Annotated in this window: 11 protein-coding genes; 6 read left to right on the top strand and 5 right to left on the bottom strand. The window is 59.4% G+C overall.

The window, feature by feature from the left end; translation table 11 throughout:
* Positions 1-34: 34 nt before the first annotated feature.
* Both AC1DIH_RS01900 and putA read right to left on the bottom strand, forming a co-directional pair.
* A complete protein-coding gene (locus AC1DIH_RS01900; protein ID WP_477770387.1) occupies positions 35-1,837 on the bottom strand; it encodes an acyl-CoA dehydrogenase in 1,803 nt (600 codons plus the stop codon).
* A gap of 256 nt (positions 1,838-2,093) precedes the next feature.
* Entirely contained in the window at positions 2,094-6,047 is a 3,954-nt protein-coding gene (gene putA / locus AC1DIH_RS01895; protein WP_477770386.1) for a trifunctional transcriptional regulator/proline dehydrogenase/L-glutamate gamma-semialdehyde dehydrogenase, read from the bottom strand.
* Positions 6,048-6,507: 460 nt separating this feature from the next.
* Here putA and putP point away from each other — a divergent pair, with 460 nt between their 5' ends.
* The 6 genes from putP (at position 6,508) to AC1DIH_RS01865 (ending at position 17,077) form a co-directional block, all read left to right on the top strand.
* Positions 6,508-7,992 carry a sodium/proline symporter PutP gene (gene putP / locus AC1DIH_RS01890; RefSeq protein WP_477770385.1) on the top strand — a complete coding sequence of 495 codons (1,485 nt, stop codon included), beginning with the start codon at positions 6,508-6,510 and terminating at the stop codon, positions 7,990-7,992.
* A gap of 258 nt (positions 7,993-8,250) precedes the next feature.
* Positions 8,251-10,260, top strand: coding sequence for a type VI secretion system Vgr family protein (locus AC1DIH_RS01885; protein ID WP_477770384.1), 2,010 nt, complete (start codon positions 8,251-8,253; stop codon positions 10,258-10,260).
* Positions 10,250-10,987, top strand: coding sequence for a DUF4123 domain-containing protein (locus AC1DIH_RS01880; RefSeq protein WP_477770383.1), 738 nt, complete (start codon positions 10,250-10,252; stop codon positions 10,985-10,987). The genes AC1DIH_RS01885 and AC1DIH_RS01880 overlap by 11 nt, the downstream gene beginning before the upstream one ends.
* Positions 10,987-15,654, top strand: coding sequence for an RHS repeat-associated core domain-containing protein (locus AC1DIH_RS01875; RefSeq protein ID WP_477770382.1), 4,668 nt, complete (start codon positions 10,987-10,989; stop codon positions 15,652-15,654). Before AC1DIH_RS01880 ends, AC1DIH_RS01875 begins: the two co-directional genes overlap by 1 nt.
* Positions 15,647-16,021 (top strand): hypothetical protein, encoded by a 375-nt coding sequence (locus AC1DIH_RS01870; RefSeq protein WP_477770381.1) that lies wholly within the window; start codon positions 15,647-15,649, stop codon positions 16,019-16,021. Before AC1DIH_RS01875 ends, AC1DIH_RS01870 begins: the two co-directional genes overlap by 8 nt.
* Positions 16,022-16,237: 216 nt before the next feature.
* Complete coding sequence (locus AC1DIH_RS01865) at positions 16,238-17,077, top strand: 23S rRNA (adenine(2030)-N(6))-methyltransferase RlmJ (protein ID WP_123581938.1); 840 nt, start codon at positions 16,238-16,240, stop codon at positions 17,075-17,077.
* A gap of 115 nt (positions 17,078-17,192) precedes the next feature.
* On the opposite strand, the gene msrA is transcribed toward AC1DIH_RS01865, so the two are convergent.
* The 3 genes from msrA to AC1DIH_RS01850 form a co-directional block, all read right to left on the bottom strand.
* On the bottom strand, positions 17,193-17,840 hold the full coding sequence (gene msrA / locus AC1DIH_RS01860; protein WP_477770380.1) for a peptide-methionine (S)-S-oxide reductase MsrA: 648 nt from the start codon (positions 17,838-17,840) through the stop codon (positions 17,193-17,195).
* Between the two features lie 77 nt (positions 17,841-17,917).
* Entirely contained in the window at positions 17,918-20,611 is a 2,694-nt protein-coding gene (locus AC1DIH_RS01855) for a sensor domain-containing phosphodiesterase (protein ID WP_477770379.1), read from the bottom strand.
* 363 nt (positions 20,612-20,974) lie between these two features.
* The gene (locus AC1DIH_RS01850) at positions 20,975-22,378 is read right to left on the bottom strand and encodes an alkaline phosphatase D family protein (protein ID WP_477770378.1); all 1,404 of its coding nucleotides are present in this window, start codon (positions 22,376-22,378) and stop codon (positions 20,975-20,977) included.
* Between the last annotated feature and the right edge of the window lie 174 nt (positions 22,379-22,552).

Below are 22,552 nucleotides of genomic sequence, written 5' to 3'. Positions count from 1 at the left end.
GCGATGGGATCTCGGTAGTGCTGCAAGGCTTTGCTCAGAACCACTCATCCTGCATCTTCAGGCACGTATCATCCCGCGCCTCAAGAATCGCCAGTTCATGGTGGCAACCCGGTACTTCCCATGTCAGGAAATACCGCGCCGCCTGCAGCTTGCCTTTATAGAAGCCGATATCCGCCGCATTGCCCTTGGCCAACCCTTCTTCAGCGCGGATTGCCTGTTCCAGCCAACGCCAGCCGATCACCGTGTGACCAAAAACCTTCAGATACAGCGCCGAGTTCGCCAGACTGCTGTTGACCTTTCCTTGGCCCAGATCCGTCAGCAGGCCGATGGTCACGGTTTGCAGGCGCGCCACCAATTTCTCCAGCGGTTCACGTAGCGGCGTTAACGATTCGTACACATGGGCGCGTTCGGCGGTATTGGCGATCAGTCGGATCAATTGCTTGAGCCCCGCGCCGCCGTTTTGCGCCAGTTTGCGACCCAGCAGGTCCAGCGACTGAATGCCGTGAGTCCCTTCATGAATCGGGTTCAGGCGGTTGTCGCGGTAGTACTGTTCCACGGGGTATTCGCGGGTGTAGCCGTGGCCGCCGAGGATCTGGATCGCCAGTTCGTTGGCTTTCAGGCAGAACTCCGACGGCCAGGATTTGACGATTGGCGTCAGCAGGTCGAGCAATTCATGGGCTTGTTTGCGCTCGACTTCGGTCTCCAGCGTGGTGGTGTCGTCAAACAGTCGCGCGGCATACAAACCGAGGTCGAACGCGCCTTCGACGTAAGCCTTTTGAGTCAGCAGCATGCGTTTGACGTCGGCGTGCTGGATGATCGAGACCGGCGCTGTGCTCGGGTCCTTGCTGTCCGGCAGGCGACCTTGCGGGCGCTCGCGGGCGTATTCCAGCGAGTACAGGTAACCGGCGTAACCGAGCATCACCGCGCCCATGCCGACGCCGATTCGCGCTTCGTTCATCATCTGGAACATGCAGCTCAGGCCTTGATGCGGCTTGCCGACCAGGTAGCCGACACACTCGCCGTTATCGCCGAAGTTCAGCGCGGTGGAGGTAGTGCCGCGCCAGCCCATCTTGTGAAACAGCCCGGCCAGCAGCACGTCGTTGCGCTTGCCCAGGCTGCCGTCATCGTTGACCAGGAATTTAGGGACGATAAACAGCGAAATGCCTTTCACGCCCGCCGGTGCATCCGGCAGTTTGGCCAGCACCATGTGCACGATGTTTTCCGACAGCGGATGGTCGCCGCCGGAGATGAAGATCTTGTTGCCCTTGAGTCGATACGTGCCATCAGCGGCCGGTTCGGCGCGGGTGCGGATGTCCGACAGCGAGGAGCCGGCGTGAGGTTCGGTCAGGGCCATGGTGCCGAAGAAGCGGCCGTCGATCATCGGTTGCAGGAAGCGCCGCTTCTGCTCGTCGGTGCCGAAACTTTCGATCAGGTTGGCCGCGCCCATGGTCAGGAACGGGTACGACGTCGTCGCGGCGTTGGCGGACTGGAAGTGTGCAAAACAGGCTTGCGAGAGCAAGGTCGGCAACTGCATGCCGCCGGCCTCGAAACTGCGTGCGGCGTTGAGAAAGCCTGCCTCCAGGAACGCATCCACCGCAGGTTTCACTTCCGGAATCAGGATCGCCTTGCCATCTTCGTAGCGCGGTTCGTTCTCGTCGCCCTTGCGGTTGTGCGGGGCAAAGAGCTTCTCGGCAAGGCTGCGCGCCGTACCAAGGGCGGCGTCGAAGGTCTCGCGGTTGTGCTCGGCGAAACGCTCGCGCTGGGTCAGGCCCTCGGCATCAAGGACTTCATACAGCTCGAAAGCCAGATTGCGGGAACTGAGCAACGTCTCGGACATGGCGGCCTACCTATATTGGAATGGACCGAGTCTAGGCGTGGGAATAGAGGCTGAACAGGATGATTGATGTGGGTGATGGTGAGGCAGAGCAGAGACTTGGCTAGCGACACAAAGCAACTGTGGGAGCGAGCCTGCTCGCGATGGCGGCTGCACATCCAAAGAAGATGTGACTGACAGACCGCTATCGCGAGCAGGCTCGCTCCCACAGGGATTTGCATACCGGGCGCCCATTGCAGGCACCCGGTCGTATTGCGGTTTAACCGATGGTCATCAAGCTGGCATTACCACCCGCTGCAGCGGTGTTGACGCTCAATGCACGCTCGATCACCAGGCGCTCCAGCGCAATGTTGGTTTCGCCTTGCGACAGACCCTGAACCCCGACGATCGCGCCGGCACGCTTGGCCACTTGCTGGCAGACCGCGCGCAACTGGTCCGAGTCGCCGTGATGCAGAACGGCATCAAATACCACGTCGTCCTTGGCCCACTCGGGAACCCGCTGGATGCGTGCCTGAATTTCCTTCGGCAGCCGAGCGAACACGGCCTTGCTGGTATCGGTTTCCGGCCACACCGCCGAGCCACCCACGGCCAGTACTGCAGCCAGTTGACTCAACAGATCGCCTTCGACTTCCGCCAGGCACAGCACGTGTTCACGCGGCAGGATGGCGTAGCTGTTGCGCTCGCCTGTCGGGCCGCTCAGCGTGCGGGTAATCCCGCTTTGCGATTGCGTGGCGAACTGTGCACACAACGCGCTCAGTTCGGCCAACTTATTGCTGTCGGCCCAGGTTTGCAGGGCGGTCAGCGGTTTGCTCATGGCGTCACGCAGACGAACGTCCGGCGCGCTGATGGCATCGCCGCGAGCGAAGGACTGTTCGATCGCGTCGGTAGGCCGCGTCGACAGCAAGCGGTACAGGTACAACGGTCCACCGGCTTTCGGGCCGGTACCCGACAGGCCTTCACCACCGAACGGTTGCACACCGACCACGGCACCGACGATGTTGCGGTTGACGTAGACGTTACCGGCGTTGACGTTGTCGATCACCTTGGCGATGGTTTCGTCGATACGCGTGTGTACGCCCAGCGTCAGGCCGTAGCCGGAAGCATTGATCTGCCCGATCAGTTGATCGATGTCTTTGCGCTTGTAGCGCACTACGTGCAGCACCGGGCCGAAGATCTCCCGCTGCAACTCGTCGAAGCTTTCCAGCTCGATCAGGGTTGGCATGACGAACATGCCGCGCTTGCATTCTTCCATGTCGGCGATGGCGACCTGGTAGACGTTGCGACCTTTGTCACGCATGGCCTGGATGTGTTTCTCGATGCCTGCTTTCGCTTCGGCGTCGATCACCGGGCCGATGTCCACGGACAGGCGCTCAGGGTTGCCGAGGCGGCATTCCGCCATGGCGCCCTTGAGCATTTCGATCACGCGGTCGGCGGAATCTTCCTGCAAGCACAGCACGCGCAGTGCCGAGCAGCGTTGGCCGGCGCTGTCGAAGGCCGAGGACACCACGTCAATGACCACTTGTTCGGTCAGTGCCGAGGAGTCGACGATCATCGCGTTCTGGCCGCCGGTTTCGGCGATCAGCGGAATCGGACGGCCCTGGGTATCCAGGCGACCGGCGACGTTGCGTTGCAGCAAACGCGCAACTTCGGTGGAGCCAGTGAACATCACGCCTTTGACCCGGTCGTCGCCAACCAGGCGGGCACCGACGGTTTCGCCACGGCCCGGCAGCAGTTGCAGCACGCCTTCCGGAATCCCGGCTTCGAGCAATATGCGTACGGCTTGAGCGGCGACCAGCGGTGTTTGCTCAGCCGGTTTGGCCAGTACCGGGTTGCCGGCGGCCAGTGCGGCGGCGACTTGGCCGCTGAAAATGGCCAGCGGGAAGTTCCACGGGCTGATGCACACCACCGGACCCAATGGGCGGTGGGCGTCGTTGGTGAAATCATTGCGCGCCTGCACCGCGTAGTAACGCAGGAAGTCCACGGCTTCACGCACTTCGGCAATGGCGTTGGCAAAGGTCTTGCCGGCTTCGCGAGCCAGCAGGCCCATCAGCGGCTGAATCTCGCTTTCCATCAAATCGGCGGCACGTTCGAGAATTGCGGCGCGCTCGGCGGGCGGGGTGGCCTGCCAGATCGGAGCAGCGTTCAGTGCGCACTGGATGGCGTTGTCGACGTCGGTGACGGTGGCTTCTTGCACATGACCGACCACGTCTCGCAGATCCGACGGATTCAACACCGGTGCCGGGGTTTCAGCGCTGGAAGCACAGCCAAGCATCGGCGCGGCTTTCCAGTTGTTGTGCGCGGTGGCCAACAGGGCGCAGGACAGCGATGCCAGGCGATGTTCGTTGGCCAGGTCGATGCCGCTGGAGTTGGCACGCTCGCTACCGTACAGGTCACGTGGCAGCGGAATACGCGGGTGCGGCAGACCGAAGCCGCCTTCCAGCGTCGCCATCTGCTCGATGCTGCTCACTGGATCGGCTACCAGCTCCTGAATCGAGATCGACTGGTCGGCGATACGGTTGACGAACGAAGTGTTCGCACCGTTTTCCAGCAGGCGACGTACCAGGTACGCCAACAGTGTTTCGTGAGTGCCGACCGGTGCGTACACGCGGCACGGACGGTTCAGTTTGCCTTCGGAGACCTTGCCTACAACCTGTTCGTAGAGCGGTTCGCCCATGCCGTGCAGGCACTGGAACTCGTACTGGCCGGGGTAATAGTTCTGACCGGCAATGTGATAAATCGCCGACAGGGTGTGGGCGTTGTGCGTGGCGAACTGCGGGTAGATGACTTCCGGCACCGAGAGCAGTTTGCGTGCGCAGGCGATGTAGGAAACGTCGGTGTACACCTTGCGGGTGTAGACCGGATAGCCTTCCAGGCCTTCGACTTGGGCGCGCTTGATTTCGCTGTCCCAGTAGGCGCCTTTCACCAGGCGGATCATCAGGCGGTGACGGCTGCGGCGAGCCAGGTCGATCACGTAGTCGATCACGTACGGGCAACGCTTCTGGTAGGCCTGGATCACGAAACCGATACCGTTCCAGCCGGTCAGTTGCGGTTCGAAGCACAGGCGTTCGAGCAGATCCAGCGACAGCTCGAGGCGGTCGGCTTCTTCGGCGTCGATGTTCAGGCCGATGTCGTATTGCTTGGCCAGCAAGGTCAGCGACAGCAGGCGCGGGTACAGCTCGTCCATCACGCGTTCGTACTGGGCACGGCTGTAACGCGGGTGCAGCGCCGAGAGCTTGATCGAGATGCCCGGGCCTTCATAAATGCCACGACCGTGGGAAGCCTTGCCAATCGAGTGGATGGCTTGCTCGTAGGATGCGAGGTATTTCTGCGCGTCGTGTTCGGTCAGTGCGGCTTCACCGAGCATGTCGTAGGAATAGCGGAAGCCTTTGGCTTCGAACTTGCTGGCGTTGGCCAGGGCTTCGGCGATGGTTTCGCCGGTAACGAACTGCTCGCCCATCAGGCGCATGGCCATGTCGACGCCCTTGCGGATCATCGGCTCGCCGCTTTTGCCGATGATCCGGCTCAGGGACGAAGTCAGGCCTGCTTCGTTGTGGGTGGCGACCAGTTTGCCGGTCAGCAACAGACCCCAGGTGGCAGCGTTGACGAACAGCGACGGGCTATTGCCCAGGTGTGGCTGCCAGTTACCGGTGCTGATCTTGTCGCGGATCAGTGCATCGCGAGTGCCTTTGTCCGGGATGCGCAGCAGCGCTTCGGCCAGACACATCAGCGCCACGCCTTCCTGGGACGACAGGGAAAACTCCTGCAACAGGCCCTGAACAATACCTGCACGGCCGCCGGCGCTCTTCTGATTGCGCAGTTTTTCGGCAATCGAGGCTGCAAGCTTGTTAGTGGCTTCGGCCATTGGTGCCGGCAGGCGCGCCTGCTCCAGCAGCATCGGTACCACTTCCGGCTCCGGACGACGGTAGGCGGCGGTGATCGAGGCGCGCAGTACCGATTGCGGGAGGATGCTTTCAGCGAATTCGAGGAAGCACTGATGGGCGTGATCGACGTGGACCTCGGCACCATCATCGGCTTCGGAGCGGGTCAAGCCGCTCAGCTCGGTCAGGGTTGCACCACCCTCGAGTTTTTCCAGGTAATTGAAAATCGCCTGTTTGATCAGCCAATGCGGCGTGCGATCAATCGAGGTCGCGGCAGCTTTGAGGCGCTCGCGGGTCGGGTCATCGAGTTTGACCCCAAGGGTGGTGGTAGCCATATTTTTATCCTCATGTTTGCCACGACTGCGTGGCATCAGCTGGCGGCAAGATTAGCCGTGCGCCGAAAGAGGTGCAACCGGGTGCAACCCTTTTTTTGTCGGAATAATCGGCAGCTTGTCAGGAAATAAATTCCGGTATGGAAGCCTCGCTCCTGCTTGGTGCTTTTTACGGTAGTCGCCAAAGGTTCTTGCTCCGAAAAGGAGCAAAAAACCGGGTTTAAAAGAAATTACGTGTCAGGTGCAACTTATTCCCAAAAACAGGTTGCACCTTATTTGCTTTGTTGAATAGCATTCGCGCACCAAGGTGCAACCGCCATTGATGCGGTTCATCGGCTGATGGCTTTCCTGGGGAAACATCAGTCATAAATGCGCGGATGCCCTGATCGTCTCTCAAACGTCATTGTTTGGCGGCGGTTCAGCAGACCGCCGCTACATAAAAACAAAGCCAGGGCGTAACTCAATGAGTGCAAGCAATCCAACCTTGATCACGTTCGTGATCTACATCGCAGCCATGGTGCTGATCGGCTTCATGGCCTATCGCTCCACCAACAACCTTTCTGACTACATTCTGGGTGGCCGCAGCCTGGGCAGCGTCGTGACCGCGCTTTCCGCGGGTGCCTCCGACATGAGCGGCTGGTTGTTGATGGGCCTGCCGGGCGCCATCTACATGTCGGGTCTGTCGGAAAGCTGGATCGCCATCGGCCTGATCGTCGGGGCGTACCTGAACTGGCTGTTCGTGGCCGGTCGTCTGCGCGTGCAGACCGAACACAACGGCGATGCGCTGACGCTGCCGGATTACTTCTCCAGCCGTTTTGAAGACAAGAGCGGCTTGCTGCGGATCATCTCTGCTGTGGTGATCCTGGTGTTCTTCACCATTTATTGCGCCTCTGGCATCGTGGCCGGTGCCCGTCTGTTTGAAAGCACCTTCGGCATGTCCTACGAAACTGCATTGTGGGCCGGCGCTGCGGCGACGATTGCCTACACCTTTGTCGGTGGTTTCCTGGCGGTGAGCTGGACTGACACCGTACAAGCCACGCTGATGATCTTCGCCCTGTTGCTGACACCGATCATCGTGTTGCTGGCTACTGGTGGTATCGACACCACGTTCCTGGYCATCGAAGCGCAAGATCCAGGCAACTTCGACATGCTGAAAAACACCAGCTTCATCGGCATCATTTCGCTGATGGGCTGGGGGCTGGGCTACTTCGGTCAGCCGCACATCCTGGCGCGCTTCATGGCGGCGGATTCGGTCAAGTCGATTGCCAACGCCCGTCGCATCTCCATGACCTGGATGATCCTGTGCCTGGGCGGCACCGTGGCGGTGGGCTTCTTCGGTATCGCTTACTTCTCGGCGAACCCGGCCGTGGCGATGCCCGTGAGTGAAAACCACGAGCGCGTGTTTATCGAACTGGCCAAGATCCTGTTCAACCCATGGGTCGCCGGTGTGTTGCTGTCGGCCATTCTGGCTGCCGTGATGAGCACCCTGAGCTGCCAGTTGCTGGTGTGCTCGAGTGCCCTGACCGAAGACTTCTACAAATCCTTCCTGCGTAAAAACGCTTCTCAGGTTGAACTGGTCTGGGTCGGCCGCGCCATGGTTCTGGCCGTTGCACTGATCGCCATCGCATTGGCTGCCAACCCGGAAAACCGTGTGCTGGGTCTGGTCAGCTACGCTTGGGCCGGCTTCGGTGCGGCGTTCGGTCCGGTGGTACTGATCTCGGTACTGTGGAAAGGCATGACCCGTAACGGCGCACTCGCCGGCATCGTGGTGGGTGCGCTCACCGTGATCGTCTGGAAGCACTTCAATCTGCTGGGGCTGTACGAAATCATCCCGGGCTTCATCTTCGCCAGCCTCGCTATTTTGCTGGTCAGCAAAATGGGTGAGCCGTCGGCCGGTATGCTGCAGCGTTTCGCCGCGGCGGAAAAAGATTTCCACCTGAACAAGTGATCGGATGAGCTGATGCTCTAATCCTTCGCTGAATAAAAACGGCTCGCAGCCTTATGGATGCGGGCCGTTTTTTCGTTCGCCGGTTTAAGGAGGCGTTGCTACAGCCCGTCCTACAGGAATGTCTGTAGTTATTAATCCCGATATCTGAAGGAAAACTCTCTAAAAAATCAGGGCAAATCTGATTTTTCTGACCCTCGATCTCCCCCCCTTGTCGCTCATGCAGAATCGCCCGCCTTCATTCTGCTTCAGAGGCATCGGATGCTCACGTCTGCCCATCAACCGCGTTTCACGTTGACTCTCGACGGCGTCCAGAATGAGCTCAAAGTGCTTGAGTTCACGGGCAAGGAAGCCATCAGCCAACCCTATCGTTTTGACCTGGAACTGGTCAGTGAACACCCGGACCTCGACCTTGAAAGCTTCCTGCATCGTCAGGCCTTTCTCCGTTTCGATGCACAGGGTTCCGGTATTCATGGCCAGGTGCATCGTGTCGCCCAAGGCGATTCCGGCAAGCGTCTGACCCGCTACCAGATCAGTCTGGTGCCGCGCCTGACCGATCTCGATCAACGCATCAACCAACGAATCTTCCAGCATAAAAGCGTTCCCGAGATCATCGCTCTGGTGCTCAAGGATCACGGCATTCTGGGGGATGCGTTCGACTTTCGGCTCGATAGCAAATACCCCCGGCGCGAGTACTGCGTGCAATTCGCCGAGAGTGATCTGGCGTTCATTCAGCGTCTCTGCGCCGAGATCGGCATTCATTACCACTTCCAGCACAACCCGAATGGGCACCTGTTGGTGTTCGGTGACGATCAGACGTTTTTCCCCAAGCTGGTGCAGCCGACCCTTTATCTGCCAGGCAGTGGAATGACCGCCGACCAACCCGCGATCAAGCGCTTCAACGTCCGCCTGGAAACCCGCACCACCGCAGTCACCCGTCGCGACTACGACTTCCACAAACCCGGCCTGTTGCTGCAAAGCACTGTCGAAAGCAAGCAGCGCTCGGTGTTGGAGGATTACCGCTACCCCGGTCAGTTCACCGATCGCGACCACGGCAAACACCTGGCGCAACGGGTGCTGGAGCGCCATGGCGCGGATTTCCGTCAGGCTGAAGGTCGCAGTGATCAATCGGCGTTGCTCACCGGCCATTTTCTGAAGATCGCCGAGCACCCGCGCACAGAATGGAATGACCTGTGGCTACTGACAGAAATTCAGCACCACGGCCGGCAGCCGCAAGTGCTGGAAGAGTCAGCTGGCAGCGGTGGTTTTCAGGGGTATCGCAATACCTTTCTGGCGACGCCGTGGGACGTACCGTTTCGTCCGCCATTGGCCGATAACAAGCAGCGAATACCGGGTTACCAGAACGCAGTCGTCACTGGGCCGACCGACAGCGAAATCCATTGCGACGAGTTCGGACGGGTCAAGGTGCAGTTCGCCTGGGACCGCGAGGGGCAACTGAACGAGCATTCCAGCTGTTGGCTGCGAGTCGCCAGTGGCTGGGCTCATGACGGTTACGGCAGTGCGCTGATCCCGCGTGTTGGAATGGAAGTGTTGGTCGGGTTTGTCGATGCCGACCCGGACAAACCCTTGGTCATGGCGTGCCTGTCGAATGGTGCCAACCCGGTGCCGCTCGATCTGCCGGCGGAAAAAACGCGCAGCATTTTTCGCAGCCAGAGCAGTCCCGGTGGTGGCGGTTACAACGAGCTGCGCGTTGAAGACCGCAAGGGCGCCGAGGAGATCTATCTGCGGGCCCAGCGCGACTGGACCCGGCACGTATTGCACGACCTGCACACGCAAGTGGGCAACCAGCGAAGTGTGGTGGTCGCGGGTCTCGATCGGCATGAACTGAAGGCTGATGAACAGCGCATTACCCACGGTCAGCGCCAAACCGAAGTGAAGCAGGACGATCACCTGGTGGTGGTCGGCGACCGGCACATTCGGGTGACCAGTCAGGCGCTCAATGCCAGTCAGCAATTCCATGTCAGCGCCGGACAGCAAGTGGTCATCGACGGTGGTGCCAGCGCGACCATTCAGGCGGGCGGGCAGTGGATCAACATCAGCGCTGCCGGGATCTTCAGCAGTGTGCCGATTCAGCTGGGTGGCGCGCGGATGGCGGCGATGGCTGCCGCACCAAGGTTACCGGACGTTCCATTGAAACTCGCCGCAGCGCCAGCTGCGCTGCTGAGTGCCGCGCAGATTCTGAGCCTGAAAAGCGACGCACCGTTCTGCGAAGAATGCGAACGCTGCAAGGAGGGTGTCTGTGCAGCCTGATGCCTTGTCACCTCGTGCCTGGCTGGAGCGCCATCCGCTGAAACCTTCCGAGCAGCTGTTTGCGGTGTTCGGCAATGCCAGCTCTGCCGAGCCCCTTCAAGCCTGGCAACGCTCGATCACTGCGCAAGCACCGAGCCCCATCTGGGCTGACACCGTTTACGCCGAGTGGGGACCGGTGATGCCCTATGTCGGCATCGTCGAGGCGGGCAGTGAGTTTCTGGAATGGGCCGCCACAACGGAGTCTCACGACTGGGGCTGGCTGGCGGTGTCTTCTGCTCCTCAAGAGGCTTTGGTCGACCATCTGTGCAGCCTTACGCAAGCCCTGTTACCCAACGGTAACGCAGTGTTTTTCCGCTTCTGGGACGGACGTTACTTGCTGCCGATTCTTCAGTCTGAGCAGATTGATGTCGCTCAACTGATGCCGCCGATCGGGCGCTGTCTGATCAATGGCCGGGCTCTGGAAATCGGTGGCTGTGCACTGAAAACATCGAGGGTTTTTCCATGGTGGGAGATTCCCGGCGCGCTATTGGAACAACTCGCGGTGCAGTCTGCCGCCACCCGAATCAACAACCTGCTGACGTGGCTGAGCGACGATCGCCCGGACCTGTACGAAGCGTTTTCCGAAAGCGTTTTACGGCACAAAGTCGCGATCTTTCTTGACGCACCTGACCTGCCTCAAGCACCGAAAACTGCCTTGGTGGAGTTCCTGATGGCGGAGCTGAACTGATGGAGCAGATCGTACGCATCGAGCAGGAACTCGACAGTTTCAAAGACACCCTCAGCCTCTACCGCGAACAACTCAACCACTGGTTCATCAAGGCCGCCGACAAGGTTAGCCACGCTACTGACCTGCCGTCGCTGATGGGCATGGAACGGCTGATCAAGTTCGGCAGCATGACCTCCGCGGTGAGCAGCGGCGATGACGATTTCATCTCCAGTGTGGCGCAGTGCCCGGCCGGCGGCCTGTTGCAGATCGAGAGCAAGTTCGAATCGGTCTACGACGTTCCCTTGGGGAATATTCAGGTTGATGTGATTGCCGTGGAGGGCGGTGAAAAGACACCGGTCCTGCTGGATGAAAACGGCGAAGGGACGTTTAAGGGGACCGCCGGGAAGTTCTATCGGGTTCATGTCCAGAGCGAAGTGACGCCGGAGCAACTCGATGAGCTTTTTGACGCTTACGGTGGGTTGACCAAGGACCTGGAACGCTGGCTGCGCAGCGAGTGGGAAGGGTTAAAACCGCAGTGGTCGCAGCAGTCGGCGTCGGCATCGCTGGCGGCGGTGGGCAATGGAATGCTCGCCGGAAGTTGGGCGGCTATCGAGGGTGTTTGGGACAGCATTGGCCTGATTGGCGACATCCTCAAGGACCCAGCGAAGTTTGCCGAAAGGCTCGGTGGCAGCGGTGCGGCCCTGGCCGATCTGGCGCAAAAGTCGCCGGAACTGATGGAAAAAGCCCTGCTGCTGGCCAGTGACGAAGCGGCGCTGTGTTTGTTGTTACGCACTGCGAGTCTGTGGCTGGAAGCGTTGCCGCCGAGTCAGATGGCCGGAACCACGGCAGAGGCAGTTTCGAAGGCAGTGGTCGAGCTGGTGATCGATCTGCTGATTGGCATCGTGCTGAGCTTTTTCGGGGTGGGCATCGCCTATCTGTCGGTGCGGCTGATGCGCTACGGCCAATACATCGTCGACGCCGCCCTGCGCTTCGTCGCTGCGATGTTCAAGATCATCGACAGCTTCATGGACTACGTCGACCGCTACAAAAAAATCGCCGCACGGGGTGTCGTGGCGGGTCTGAAAAAAGGTCGGATGCAACTGCGCTGGAATGGCCGCAAGAACTCCACGCTGAATAAACACGAACCTCACGTGGATGTCCCGGCGCAGGCGAAAAACCCCAACGGCGACAGCGCCGATTCGGCAGATAAAACCGCCACCAACAAATGCCCGGTGTCGATGGTCACCGGCGAAGAACTGCTGACCCTGGTCGATGGTTCGCTGGACGGGATTCTGCCGTTCGACTTCACCCGGCTCTATCGCACCAGCGCCGCCGAGATCGATAGCGGACTGGGCTTTGGCTGGAGCCATTCGCTGGCGCATCGCCTGGATATCGACGGCGACAACGTCATCTGGATCGACCACGAAAACCGTCGTACGGCATTCCCGTTACCGAACGTCGAGCGCCCGGCGATCCATAACAGTCTGTCGCGGGCGGCGATTTATCTGGGTGATGAGCCCGAGGAACTGATCCTCGCCCAGGCCGGCGGCGACGCGCGTTTTTATCACTTTCATAACGGTCGGCTGACAACAATCAGTGACGGTTACGACAACCGATTGCGCATCACCCGCGACCGTCAGGAACGCATCAAACGCCTCGACAACGGCGTGGGTCGCGCGTTGCTGTTGCGTTATGACCGCAGTCATTTGATCGCCGTCGATTACCAGCGCTTTGTCCCTGCCCCAACCCTCGACGAGGCCTGGCATACCGAGCAGACACTGGTCAGTTATCGCTACGACGAACGCGATCAACTGATCGAAGCGACCAACGCCGTGGGCGAAAGCGAGCGCTACGACTACGACGCTCAGCACGTCATTTTGCAGCGGCAATTGGCCGGTGGCGCGAGCTTTTTCTGGGAGTGGGGAAGGTCCGGCAAGGCTGCCAGGTGCATTCGGCACTGGGCGTCGTTTTCGCAGATGGATGCGCAGTACGTCTGGGATGACCAGGGCGGTGTCACTGTCCTGAATATCGATGGCAGCGAAGAGGTTTACGTCCATGACGATCGGGCGCGGCTGGTGCGCAAGGTCGACCTGGAGGGGGGCGAACATCTCAAGGCCTACGATGACAAGGGGCGGCTGATTGCCGAGCAGGATCCGCTGGGGGCCGTCACTGAATACCGTTACGACGAGGCCGGACGGCTTGTCGCGCTGATTCCACCGGAAGACGAGCCGACGGCCTACGAATACCGCGACGGCTTCCTGCATGCGCGGTATCGCGGCAAGGCCGTGTGGAAATATCGACGCAATGCTCAGGGCGATGTCACTGAAGCGACCGATCCCGACGGGCATGTCACGCATTACCACTACGACCCTCGGGGGCGGCTGCTGTCGATCCGTTATCCGGACACCAGTCGGCATGTGTTCGTCTGGAACGGCTTGGGGCAACTGCTCGAAGAAACGTTGCCAGACGGTGGCCAGCGTCGTTTTTCCTACGATGCTTTGGGTCGGCAGATTACCCGGCAGGACGAACATGGTGCCGTCACTCGCTACCAATGGGATGCCGTCGGGCGACTGATTCAGACAACACTTCCCACCGGCGCCAGCCGCGCCTTCAGCTACAACGCCTACGGAAAAATCACCGCCGAACGTGATGAGCTGGGTCAGGTCACGCACTACGAATACGCCGATGATTCGCATCTGGTCAGCCGTCGGATCAATGCCGACGGCACGCAACTGCGTTATCGCTACGACAACGCGCTGTTGTTGCTGACAGAAATCGAGAACGAATCCGGCGAAAAATATCAGCTGGACTACACGTTCAATGGCCTGATCCGACAGGAAACCGGTTTCGACGGCCGCCGTACTGCCTATTCCTACGACCTCAATGGCCATCTGCTGGAGAAAACCGAGTTCGGCGACGATGGCTCAACGCTGATCACCACCTACCAGCGCGATACGGCAGGACGGTTGCTGGTCAAGACCCTGCCCGATGGCGTCAACGTCGAGTACCGCTATGACGGCCTTGGCCGACTGGTCAGCGTCGATGACGGTCATGACCACCCGTTGGAGTTCGAGTATGACCAGCAAGATCGGCTGATCACCGAACACCAGGGCTGGGGCACCTTGCGCTTTGGCTACGACGCCTGCGGCCAGCTCAATCGCCTGCGACTGCCGGACAACAGCACCCTCGATTACCACCACGCCAAGGGCGGGGCGCTGACGGCCATCGATCTCAACGGCACGCGGCTGACCACGCACATCTTTGACGCAGGACGCGAGCAGCAACGCCAGCAAGGCCAACTGCTTAGCCAGTATCACTATGACGAACAGGGCCGGTTGCACGCCCACGCGGTCAACCAGTCAGACCGACCGCTGTACATGCGCCACTACAGCTATGCGGTCAACGGCAACCTGGCCGCCATCGCGGACAGCCGCCACGGTCAGCGCAGCTATTACTACGACGCGCTCAACCGCCTGACCCGCGTACGCCATGCCCGCGGCGAACCGACGCAAAGCTTTGAACACGACCCGGCCGGCAACCTGCAAATGCACGATCGCCCGGGCCTGGCGACGATCAAAGGCAACCGCCTGCTGCTGCAGGGCGACCGCCATTACGACTACGACGCCTTCGGCAACCTGATCTTTGAGCGCCGCGGTACCGGGCAGAAACTCGTCACCGAATACCGCTACGACTGCCAGCACCGGTTGATCGGCATCACGCTGCCGGATGGCAAAACCGCCAGCTACCGCTATGACGCTTTCGGTCGGCGCATCGCCAAAACCGTCGACGGCCACACCACCGAGTTCTTCTGGCAAGGCGACAACCTCGTCGCCGAAAGCAGCAAAGAACACTACCGCAGCTACCTCTACGAACCCGGCAGCTTTCGCCCCCTGGCCATGCTCGACGGCAAAGGCCCACGCAAGGCCTGCCCGTTCTACTACCAACTCGACCACCTCGGCACCCCGCAGGAACTGACGGATTACAGCGGCGAGATCGTCTGGTCGGCGACCTACAAGGCTTACGGAAAACTCGCCAGCCTGAAGCACTTTGGCGAAGAACAGCTTGAACAGCCGCTGCGCTTTCAGGGGCAGTACTTCGACGCCGAAAGCGGCCTGCACTACAACCGCCATCGCTACTACAATCCGGACATCGGCCGCTACCTGACACCCGACCCGATCAAATTGGCGGGCGGGCTAAACGGCTACCAGTACACCCCGAATCCGACGGGGTGGATTGACCCGCTGGGACTGAGCGGAAATTGTCCGCCACCGAACAAGCCGGGTTGTAAGGCGCCGGATGATGTGGGTGGCGCAGCGGTTGATGAGGGCGAGCCAACAGCTCCATTACCGAAGTCGCGCCCACAAGATTTTGGAAGCGAGGGAAAGCTTGATGGGCATTATGAAAAACATGGTGCAGAGTTTGGGGCAACGAATAAAGAAGAGTACTTGCTTATCGCTCGTGACGTTATGAATCATGGCACTCGAGTGGAATACAAATATCAGGGTGAGATTCGAGCGGGTTATTTGCAGCTAATGGGTAATAATCGTAGAGGTGATGCCAAGTTTGCTTTTGTTGGAACAAACAATAATCATGAAATTACGACTTTGCATACAAAGAGCGGGAAGGATTTTTGGAGAGCAATAAACGGTGATCCATACGATAAAGTCGTGAGGCCCTCGAATGAGTAAAGTAGAACGTGCACTTGTCCTCTCGGTTGGCGAGGTGGTTGAAGAAGAGGTCGTGCTGCTCGTTAACGGCACGATTGTTAAATGTTTTGCGAGCTATTGTCCCGAAAAAATTGAGCAGGGAGCATATTGCGATGTTGAGCTTGAGATGGTTCTTCCTGACGGCGAATTCGTTGTAGCTGCCCAAAAAACCGATGTCATGATTGAAATGTTGGGCGATGGTTTTTCGTGTTTTCTTTATGGGTATTTGGATGGAGGTGTCTTCAGATCGTTTGTTGAATTTCCGGACCAGGAAATTCACTACGAATATCCGTCTCTCAATGGGCAGTTTGTAAAGGTCAAAGTAGATCGAATTGATGCTGCCTTCTGAGGATGCTCTACGAGGGAAGCGTTTTCAGAGGGCGAAATTTCTGGGCGAACTTGTCGGAGATTTCCTGCACGTTGTAGCGATGAGCATGAACTGGTGCGAAATGAGTTGATCGTTCCCACGCGTGGGAACAATCGTGGTTTGTCCGCCCGCTCAGCTGCCAACCCCTGACGCTGGACGCGGTACAAGGTAAACTTCGTCTCCTTCGCAGGAGCAGCCATGAATTATCGTCACGCCTTCCACGCCGGCAATCACGCCGATGTGTTCAAACACCTGACCTTGACCCGCCTCATCGCCTTGATGTCGCGCAAGGAGCAGCCGTTTGCCTATCTCGACACCCACGCCGGCATTGGTCTGTATGACCTGCAGGGCGATCAGGCGAGCCGTACCGGTGAATACCTGGAAGGCATCGCGCGCTTGTGGGGCGAGCAGGATCTGCCGCCGCTGACCGCCGATTACATGCGGGTCTTGCATGAGATGAACCCGGATGGCGAGTTGCGCTACTACCCCGGCTCGCCCGAGCTGGCGCGGCGTTTGACCCGTCCGCAGGACCGGGTGTTGCTCAATGAAAAACACCCGGAAGACGGGTTGCTGCTCAAGGACAACATGAAGGGCGATCGTCGGGTCAAAGTGCACCTGGGCGAAGGCTGGCACGTGCCACGGGCGTTGTTGCCGGTGCCGGAGAAGCGTGGGTTGATGCTGATTGATCCGCCGTTCGAGAAGCTCGACGAGATGCAGCGTTGCGCCGCGTCGCTGAAAGAGGCGATTGGCCGGATGCGTCAAACCGTGGCGGCGATCTGGTACCCGGTGAAGGACCAGCGCATGTTGCGTCGTTTCTACCAGGACCTGGCGGGCACCGGTGCGCCGAAGTTGTTGCGCGTGGAGTTGCTGGTGCATCCGCTGGATACGCCGAACAGCCTGAACGGTTCCGGGCTGGCGATTGCCAATCCGCCGTGGGGGCTTGAGGAGGAGTTGCGCGAGTTGCTGCCGTGGCTGTCGAAGAAGCTTGGCCAGACCCAGGGCGGGTGGCAGATGGATTGGTTGATCGCCGAGAGCTGATCAGTAGCATGGGTGGCGTCTGAACCACCGCTATCGCGAGCAGGCTCGCTCCCACAAGGTTGATACATGACCTGTGGGAGCGAGCCTGCTCGCGAAGCTGTTCAGAGGCAGTATTTCAAATCGGGCAGGTCACGCCCGTACCGCCAATCCCGCAATACCCTTCAGGGTTTTTCGCCAGGTATTGCTGGTGATAGGCCTCGGCGTAGTAGAACGTCGGGGCTTCTTCGATTTCAGTGGTGATGGTGCCGAGGCCGGCCTTGGTCAGTTCAGCCTGGAACACTTCCTTGCTGGCCTTGGCCGCTGCCAACTGGCTTGGGTTGGTGGCGTAGATCACCGAGCGGTACTGGGTGCCGATGTCGTTGCCCTGGCGCATACCCTGAGTCGGGTTGTGCAGTTCCCAGAACATCGCCAGCAATTGTTCGTAGCTGACTTTTTCCGGCTCGTAGACCACGAGCACGACTTCGCTGTGGCCGGTCAGGCCCGAGCAGACTTCTTCGTAGGTCGGGTTCGGGGTGAAGCCACCGGCGTAACCCACGGCCGTGCTGTACACACCTTCGCGCTGCCAGAAGCGACGCTCTGCGCCCCAGAAGCAGCCGAGGCCGAAGATCGCGAAATCCACATTGCCCGGAAACGGACCCAGCAGCGGATGGCTGTTGACGAAGTGTTCGTCCGGTACTTTTATCGGGGTTTCGCGGCCAGGCAGCGCTTGTTCTTTAGTCGGGAGCACGTTTTTGTTCACCAGGATTTCCGAGCGCAGAACCATGATCAGTCCTCTCAGTCAGGTTGGGATGAGCGATATACGCATTAAGACCCACAGTGTGCCCGAGTGTTACAGCGCTGTCAGGCGATTGGGCCACGCGGATAGCGTTTGAGCTTCTCGATCAGCTCGGCGCCCGGGATCGGTCGGTCGAACAGGTAGCCCTGGCCGACATCGCAGCGGTGGCGACGGAGGAACGCCAGTTGTTCGGCGGTTTCGATGCCTTCGGCGACCACTTTGAGCTTGAGGTTGTGGGCCATGGCGATCACGGCCGAGGTGATTTCCATGTCGTCCTGGTTGTCCGGGATTTCATGGATGAAGCTGCGATCGATCTTGATGATGTCGATCGGGAATTTCTTCAGGTAGCTGAGCGATGAGTAGCCGGTGCCGAAGTCGTCCATGGCCAGGGTCAGGCCCAGGCGCTTGAGTTGGTCGAGCTGCAAGTGCGTGTCTTCGGTGGCTTCCAGCAGCAGGCCTTCGGTCAGCTCCAGTTCCAGCAAGCGCGCGGGCAGTTGCTCTTCCTTGAGGATGTTGGCAATCGATGAGACGAGGTCCGGGTCAGAAAACTGCTTGGGTGACAGGTTGATCGCTACCTGCAAATTGCCCAGCCCGGCGGCGGTCAGCTCTTTGCTCATGCGACACGCCTGACGGGCAATCCATTTGCCGATGGGAATGATCAGGCCGGTTTCTTCGGCGACACTGATGAACTGATCCGGACGGATCATGCCCTTTTCCGGATGGTTCCAGCGCAGCAACGCTTCCATTCCCAGCAAGCGTCCGGAGCGCAGGCACAGCTTGGGCTGGTAGAACACGTCCAGCTCGTTCTGGGTCAGGGCGCGGCGCAGGTTGTTTTCCACGAACAGCTTGTAGCTGGCCTCGGCGTTCAGCGCTTCGGTAAACACCTGAACCTGATGTTTGCCGTTGGCCTTGGCCTTGTGCAGCGCGAGCCCCGCGTTACGCATCAGGGTCTGTGGATCACGGCCGTGCAGCGGCGCGCAGGCCAGACCGACGGAGCCAGTGACGCTGATCAACTGGTTGTCGACGAACATCGGCTTATCCAGCGTCATCAACAATTGGCTGGCGATCTGTTGGCCGGCTACAAGGTGGGTGTCGTCGAGCAGCACCGCGAATTCGTTACTGGCGAAACGCGCCAGGCTGCCGCTCGGGCTCAGGCTGTTGCGCAGCCGCCGGGCCAGGCTGATCAGCAGTTTGTCGCCGGTCTGGTGGCCGAGGCTGTCATTGATTCGCTTGAAATTGTCGATGTCTACCAGCAGCAGGCAGATCGGGGCGTCGCTGTCACGGGCGAAACGCTCATCGAGGTTGCGGATGAACGCCGGACGGTTGCCCAGGTTGGTCAGGTTGTCGGTGTAGGCCAGGCGCTCGATACGTTGCTGGGCGAGCTTGGTCTGGGTGATGTCTTCGTAGATGCCGATGTAGTGGGTCAGTTCACGGTTGTCGCCGTAGACCTTGGAGATCGACAACTGGCCCCAGTACGGTTCGAGGTTTTTGCGTCGGCTCTTGAACTCGCCCTGCCAGCTGTTGCTCTTGGCCAGGCTTGAGGGCGCGTCGAACAGCAGTTCGCTGAGGTTCTCCAGCGCCGGGAGTTCCGACAGCCGATGGCCGTGGACTTCTTCGGTGCTGTACTGGGTGATCGCGGTGAAGCTCGGGTTGACGTACTCGACCACCCCGTCGCAATTGACCAGCAAAAAGGCGTTGGCGCTTTGCTCGACCGCGCGCTGGAACAGGTGCAGGGCGCTGGTGGCAGTGCGGCGGTTGTGGTTGTTGATGACCTGGGCGAATTGGTCGGCCAGCTCGCCGGCGAAGGCGATTTCGTCCGACTGCCAGGCGCGGGTCATGCCGGTTTGCTCCAGGCACAGCACGCCGACTACCTGACCATCGACACGGATGCTGGCGTCGAGCATGGCATTGATGTCACGCGGGCGCAGGCTCTCGGCCATGCTTCGGGTGCGCGGGTCGCGCATGGCATTGTGGGCGTCGATTGCACGGCTGGTGTGCAAGGCTTCCAGGTAATCCGGGAAGTTGCTGGCGTCAATCACGTCCGGTAACCAGTACTCTTGAGAGGCGCGGTGGTAGGCGGAAATCGGCACCAGCTTCTGGCCTTCGAGGTTCCACAGGCTCGCGCAGTCGATTTCGTAGATGTCGCAGGCGCTGCGGGTGATCAGTTCGGCGGCTTCTTGCAAGGAGTTGCCGGTGCTGTAGCGCTGGCGGGCGAGCAGCAGGATCAGGTCTTGCTGGGCGCGAACGCGATCCAGGTGCAGCAGTTGTTCCTGCTGGGCGCGCTGGTTCAGTTCCAGGGCAATCTGCAGGCGCGAGTTCTGGGTTTCCAGGTCCAGCGCCGGTAGCAGCGGATCATCGGTAAACAAACCGTCGACTACCAGCAGATAGCCGCGTAGCAGGTGGCGATTGTGTTGTTTGTAGGCTTCGCCCAGTTCAAGCAGGCTGAGGGAACCTTGGGCGGTGTGGAGCGTGTAGCGGACCAGGTAATGCGGGCTTACGGTCAATTGCTGCTGGATCGCATCGTGCAATTGATAGCGCGCTTCGGGCTCCATCAGGCTCGCGTAGGGTGAGTCGACCAGAGCGCACAGCTCGACAGCGGGCAAACCGAACTGGCGTTCGCAATTTGGGTCAAGGAACAGCAGCGCCCAGCTTGGTTCATTCAGCCGTTCGAAACGCAGCATGCCGAGCCGCGAGGGCACAGGCAACTGCGTCACTACCTCGGCCACCATACGGCTGGTGGCATCGGGATGGCTTTTCATGGAAGAAACTCGCTTCGAAAATGCTGATCGCGCCGGGCTCGCGCCCTCTTTACTGTTGCCTGCGGCAAGGTTGCATCATGCTGCACTGACTGACAAGTAAGGATGAAGGCTAAGTGCTATAAGACTGTGTCGGCAGGCAACCGCATTTCTGCAATAAGTTGCTTGCGCGGGCTCTCGTAGCAGCTGCCGAGCCCGCGAGGCTGCGTTCGAGGCGGACCGCGATCGGGCGAAGTCCTCGTAAATCCTGGGTACTCGGTTTGCCTGAAAGAGCCCGTTAGCTGATTCAACGTCTGCTTCGCAGCCGAACGCAGCCTCGCGGGCTCGGCAGCTGCTACGGGAGCAGTGTTTTACCGTATTTCCGTTCTATAGAGTGCTGCGCAGTGCGATGCTTATCGATTGCAGGGCGTTGCCATTCGCGTCGTGGTAAGTCACTTGTATGTGCTGCGCGTCGACCACCAGGTGTGCAAAGTTATCCTGGCTGACCACGTTGCTGGTCAGTTGGTGGTGATAGTCGCCCACGGCGGTCCGCACCAGTGGCTGGTCGAGTATGAAGGTCGAGGCTTTGGCGTAGGGCAGCAGCGCGCTGTTGCACAGCGGCGACGAGACGATGGTGTGAACCTCGAAATCCGGGTCCTCGCTGTGACTCAGGCGGCTGGTGAGCGAACCATGAACATCACCGGAAACGATGATGACGTTCTTGATCTTGTGGGTCCGGATGGTTTCCAGCAGACGCAGACGCTGCTCGGGAAAAGCTTTCCAGGCATCGTCGCCATGGTGCTTGCGGTCGGGGAAGAACATCACGCTGGTGACCACGAACTTGACCCGTGCCGGGCTGTTGATCAGCCATTTGAGCAGGGCTTGCTCCTGCTCAGCATCGAGGATGCGTCGATCGTCGGCCGAGAGCGTGCGTCGGGTTCGACTGTCGGTCACGAACCATTCGATATCCCCTTCGGAAATCTGATACCAGTAATGTTTTAGTTCGCGGTTGGGTTGCCCGTTGGGTAGTAACTCGTGAACAGGACTGTGACTGGCCTGATATAACTCATACGCCCTTGTTGCGTTTGTGTAGAGGAACTTATCGTTTTTGCTTTCATTGGCTGGCCAATTGTCTTCTATTTCGTGGTCATCCAGGATCATGTAGGTCGGGAGTGACGCCATCAAGTTTCGAATATGCGGCTGAGAAAAAGCGGTGCGGTACTTGCTGAGAATGTCCTTGTACTCTCGATCAGGAGCAATAATATTCAGGTCATCGACATAAACCTGATCGCCCGTCATCAGCAGAGCGCTGATCGGTGGTGATGATTGTTTAGCCAGTGTGTTGATGGCGGCAAAAATCCTATCGCCCTTGGCGGGCGCTGATGGCACACCCAGTGTCATGCGCAGGTAACGGCATGAGCCAACGATATAGCCGCGTGCAGCGGTGGTTTTGCTCGATGCGGTACGAAAACGATAGATTTCTTTCGGCCATTGCAGGGGGAGTTCTTGCACCGTTTCCACGGTGTGCGCGGGGCTCATGGTACTGAACCAGCCAGCCTGGTACTCGTAGGCGGTATCGGCGTCGAGGTTGTTGAGCGCAATAACGTCGGACAGGTCGTGACGTGCGGTTAAAGCAACAAACAGTCCTTTGGACCAGTGGGCATCAGCGGCGCGGCGATAACGTATCCCCGCAAAGACCGGGGCATTGTTTTCTACATCGCCGCGTAAAAAAATACGGGCATGGTTAGTTGTCGTGTGGCCAATAATCGGGCCAACAGTCGGTTTGAACATTTTCGAGTCCATTCGAAATGTAGCGGTGAAAGTTATAGTGTTTTGTGAAAACGGTTAGTGCACTTTGTTGGCGCTATCCTATTGTTCGTTGGGCGATAAATATTGATAGGCAAGTGGACTTTGGCTGTGGTCTGGATAAGCCACGGAAGTAGTCCCGACTGTTATCGGCAGTAG

The sequence above is a fragment of the Pseudomonas sp. 05N36 genome (assembly GCF_056397385.1).
The sequence above is the reverse complement of the archived record's forward strand: the minus strand, read 5'-3'. Positions and strand labels throughout refer to the sequence as shown.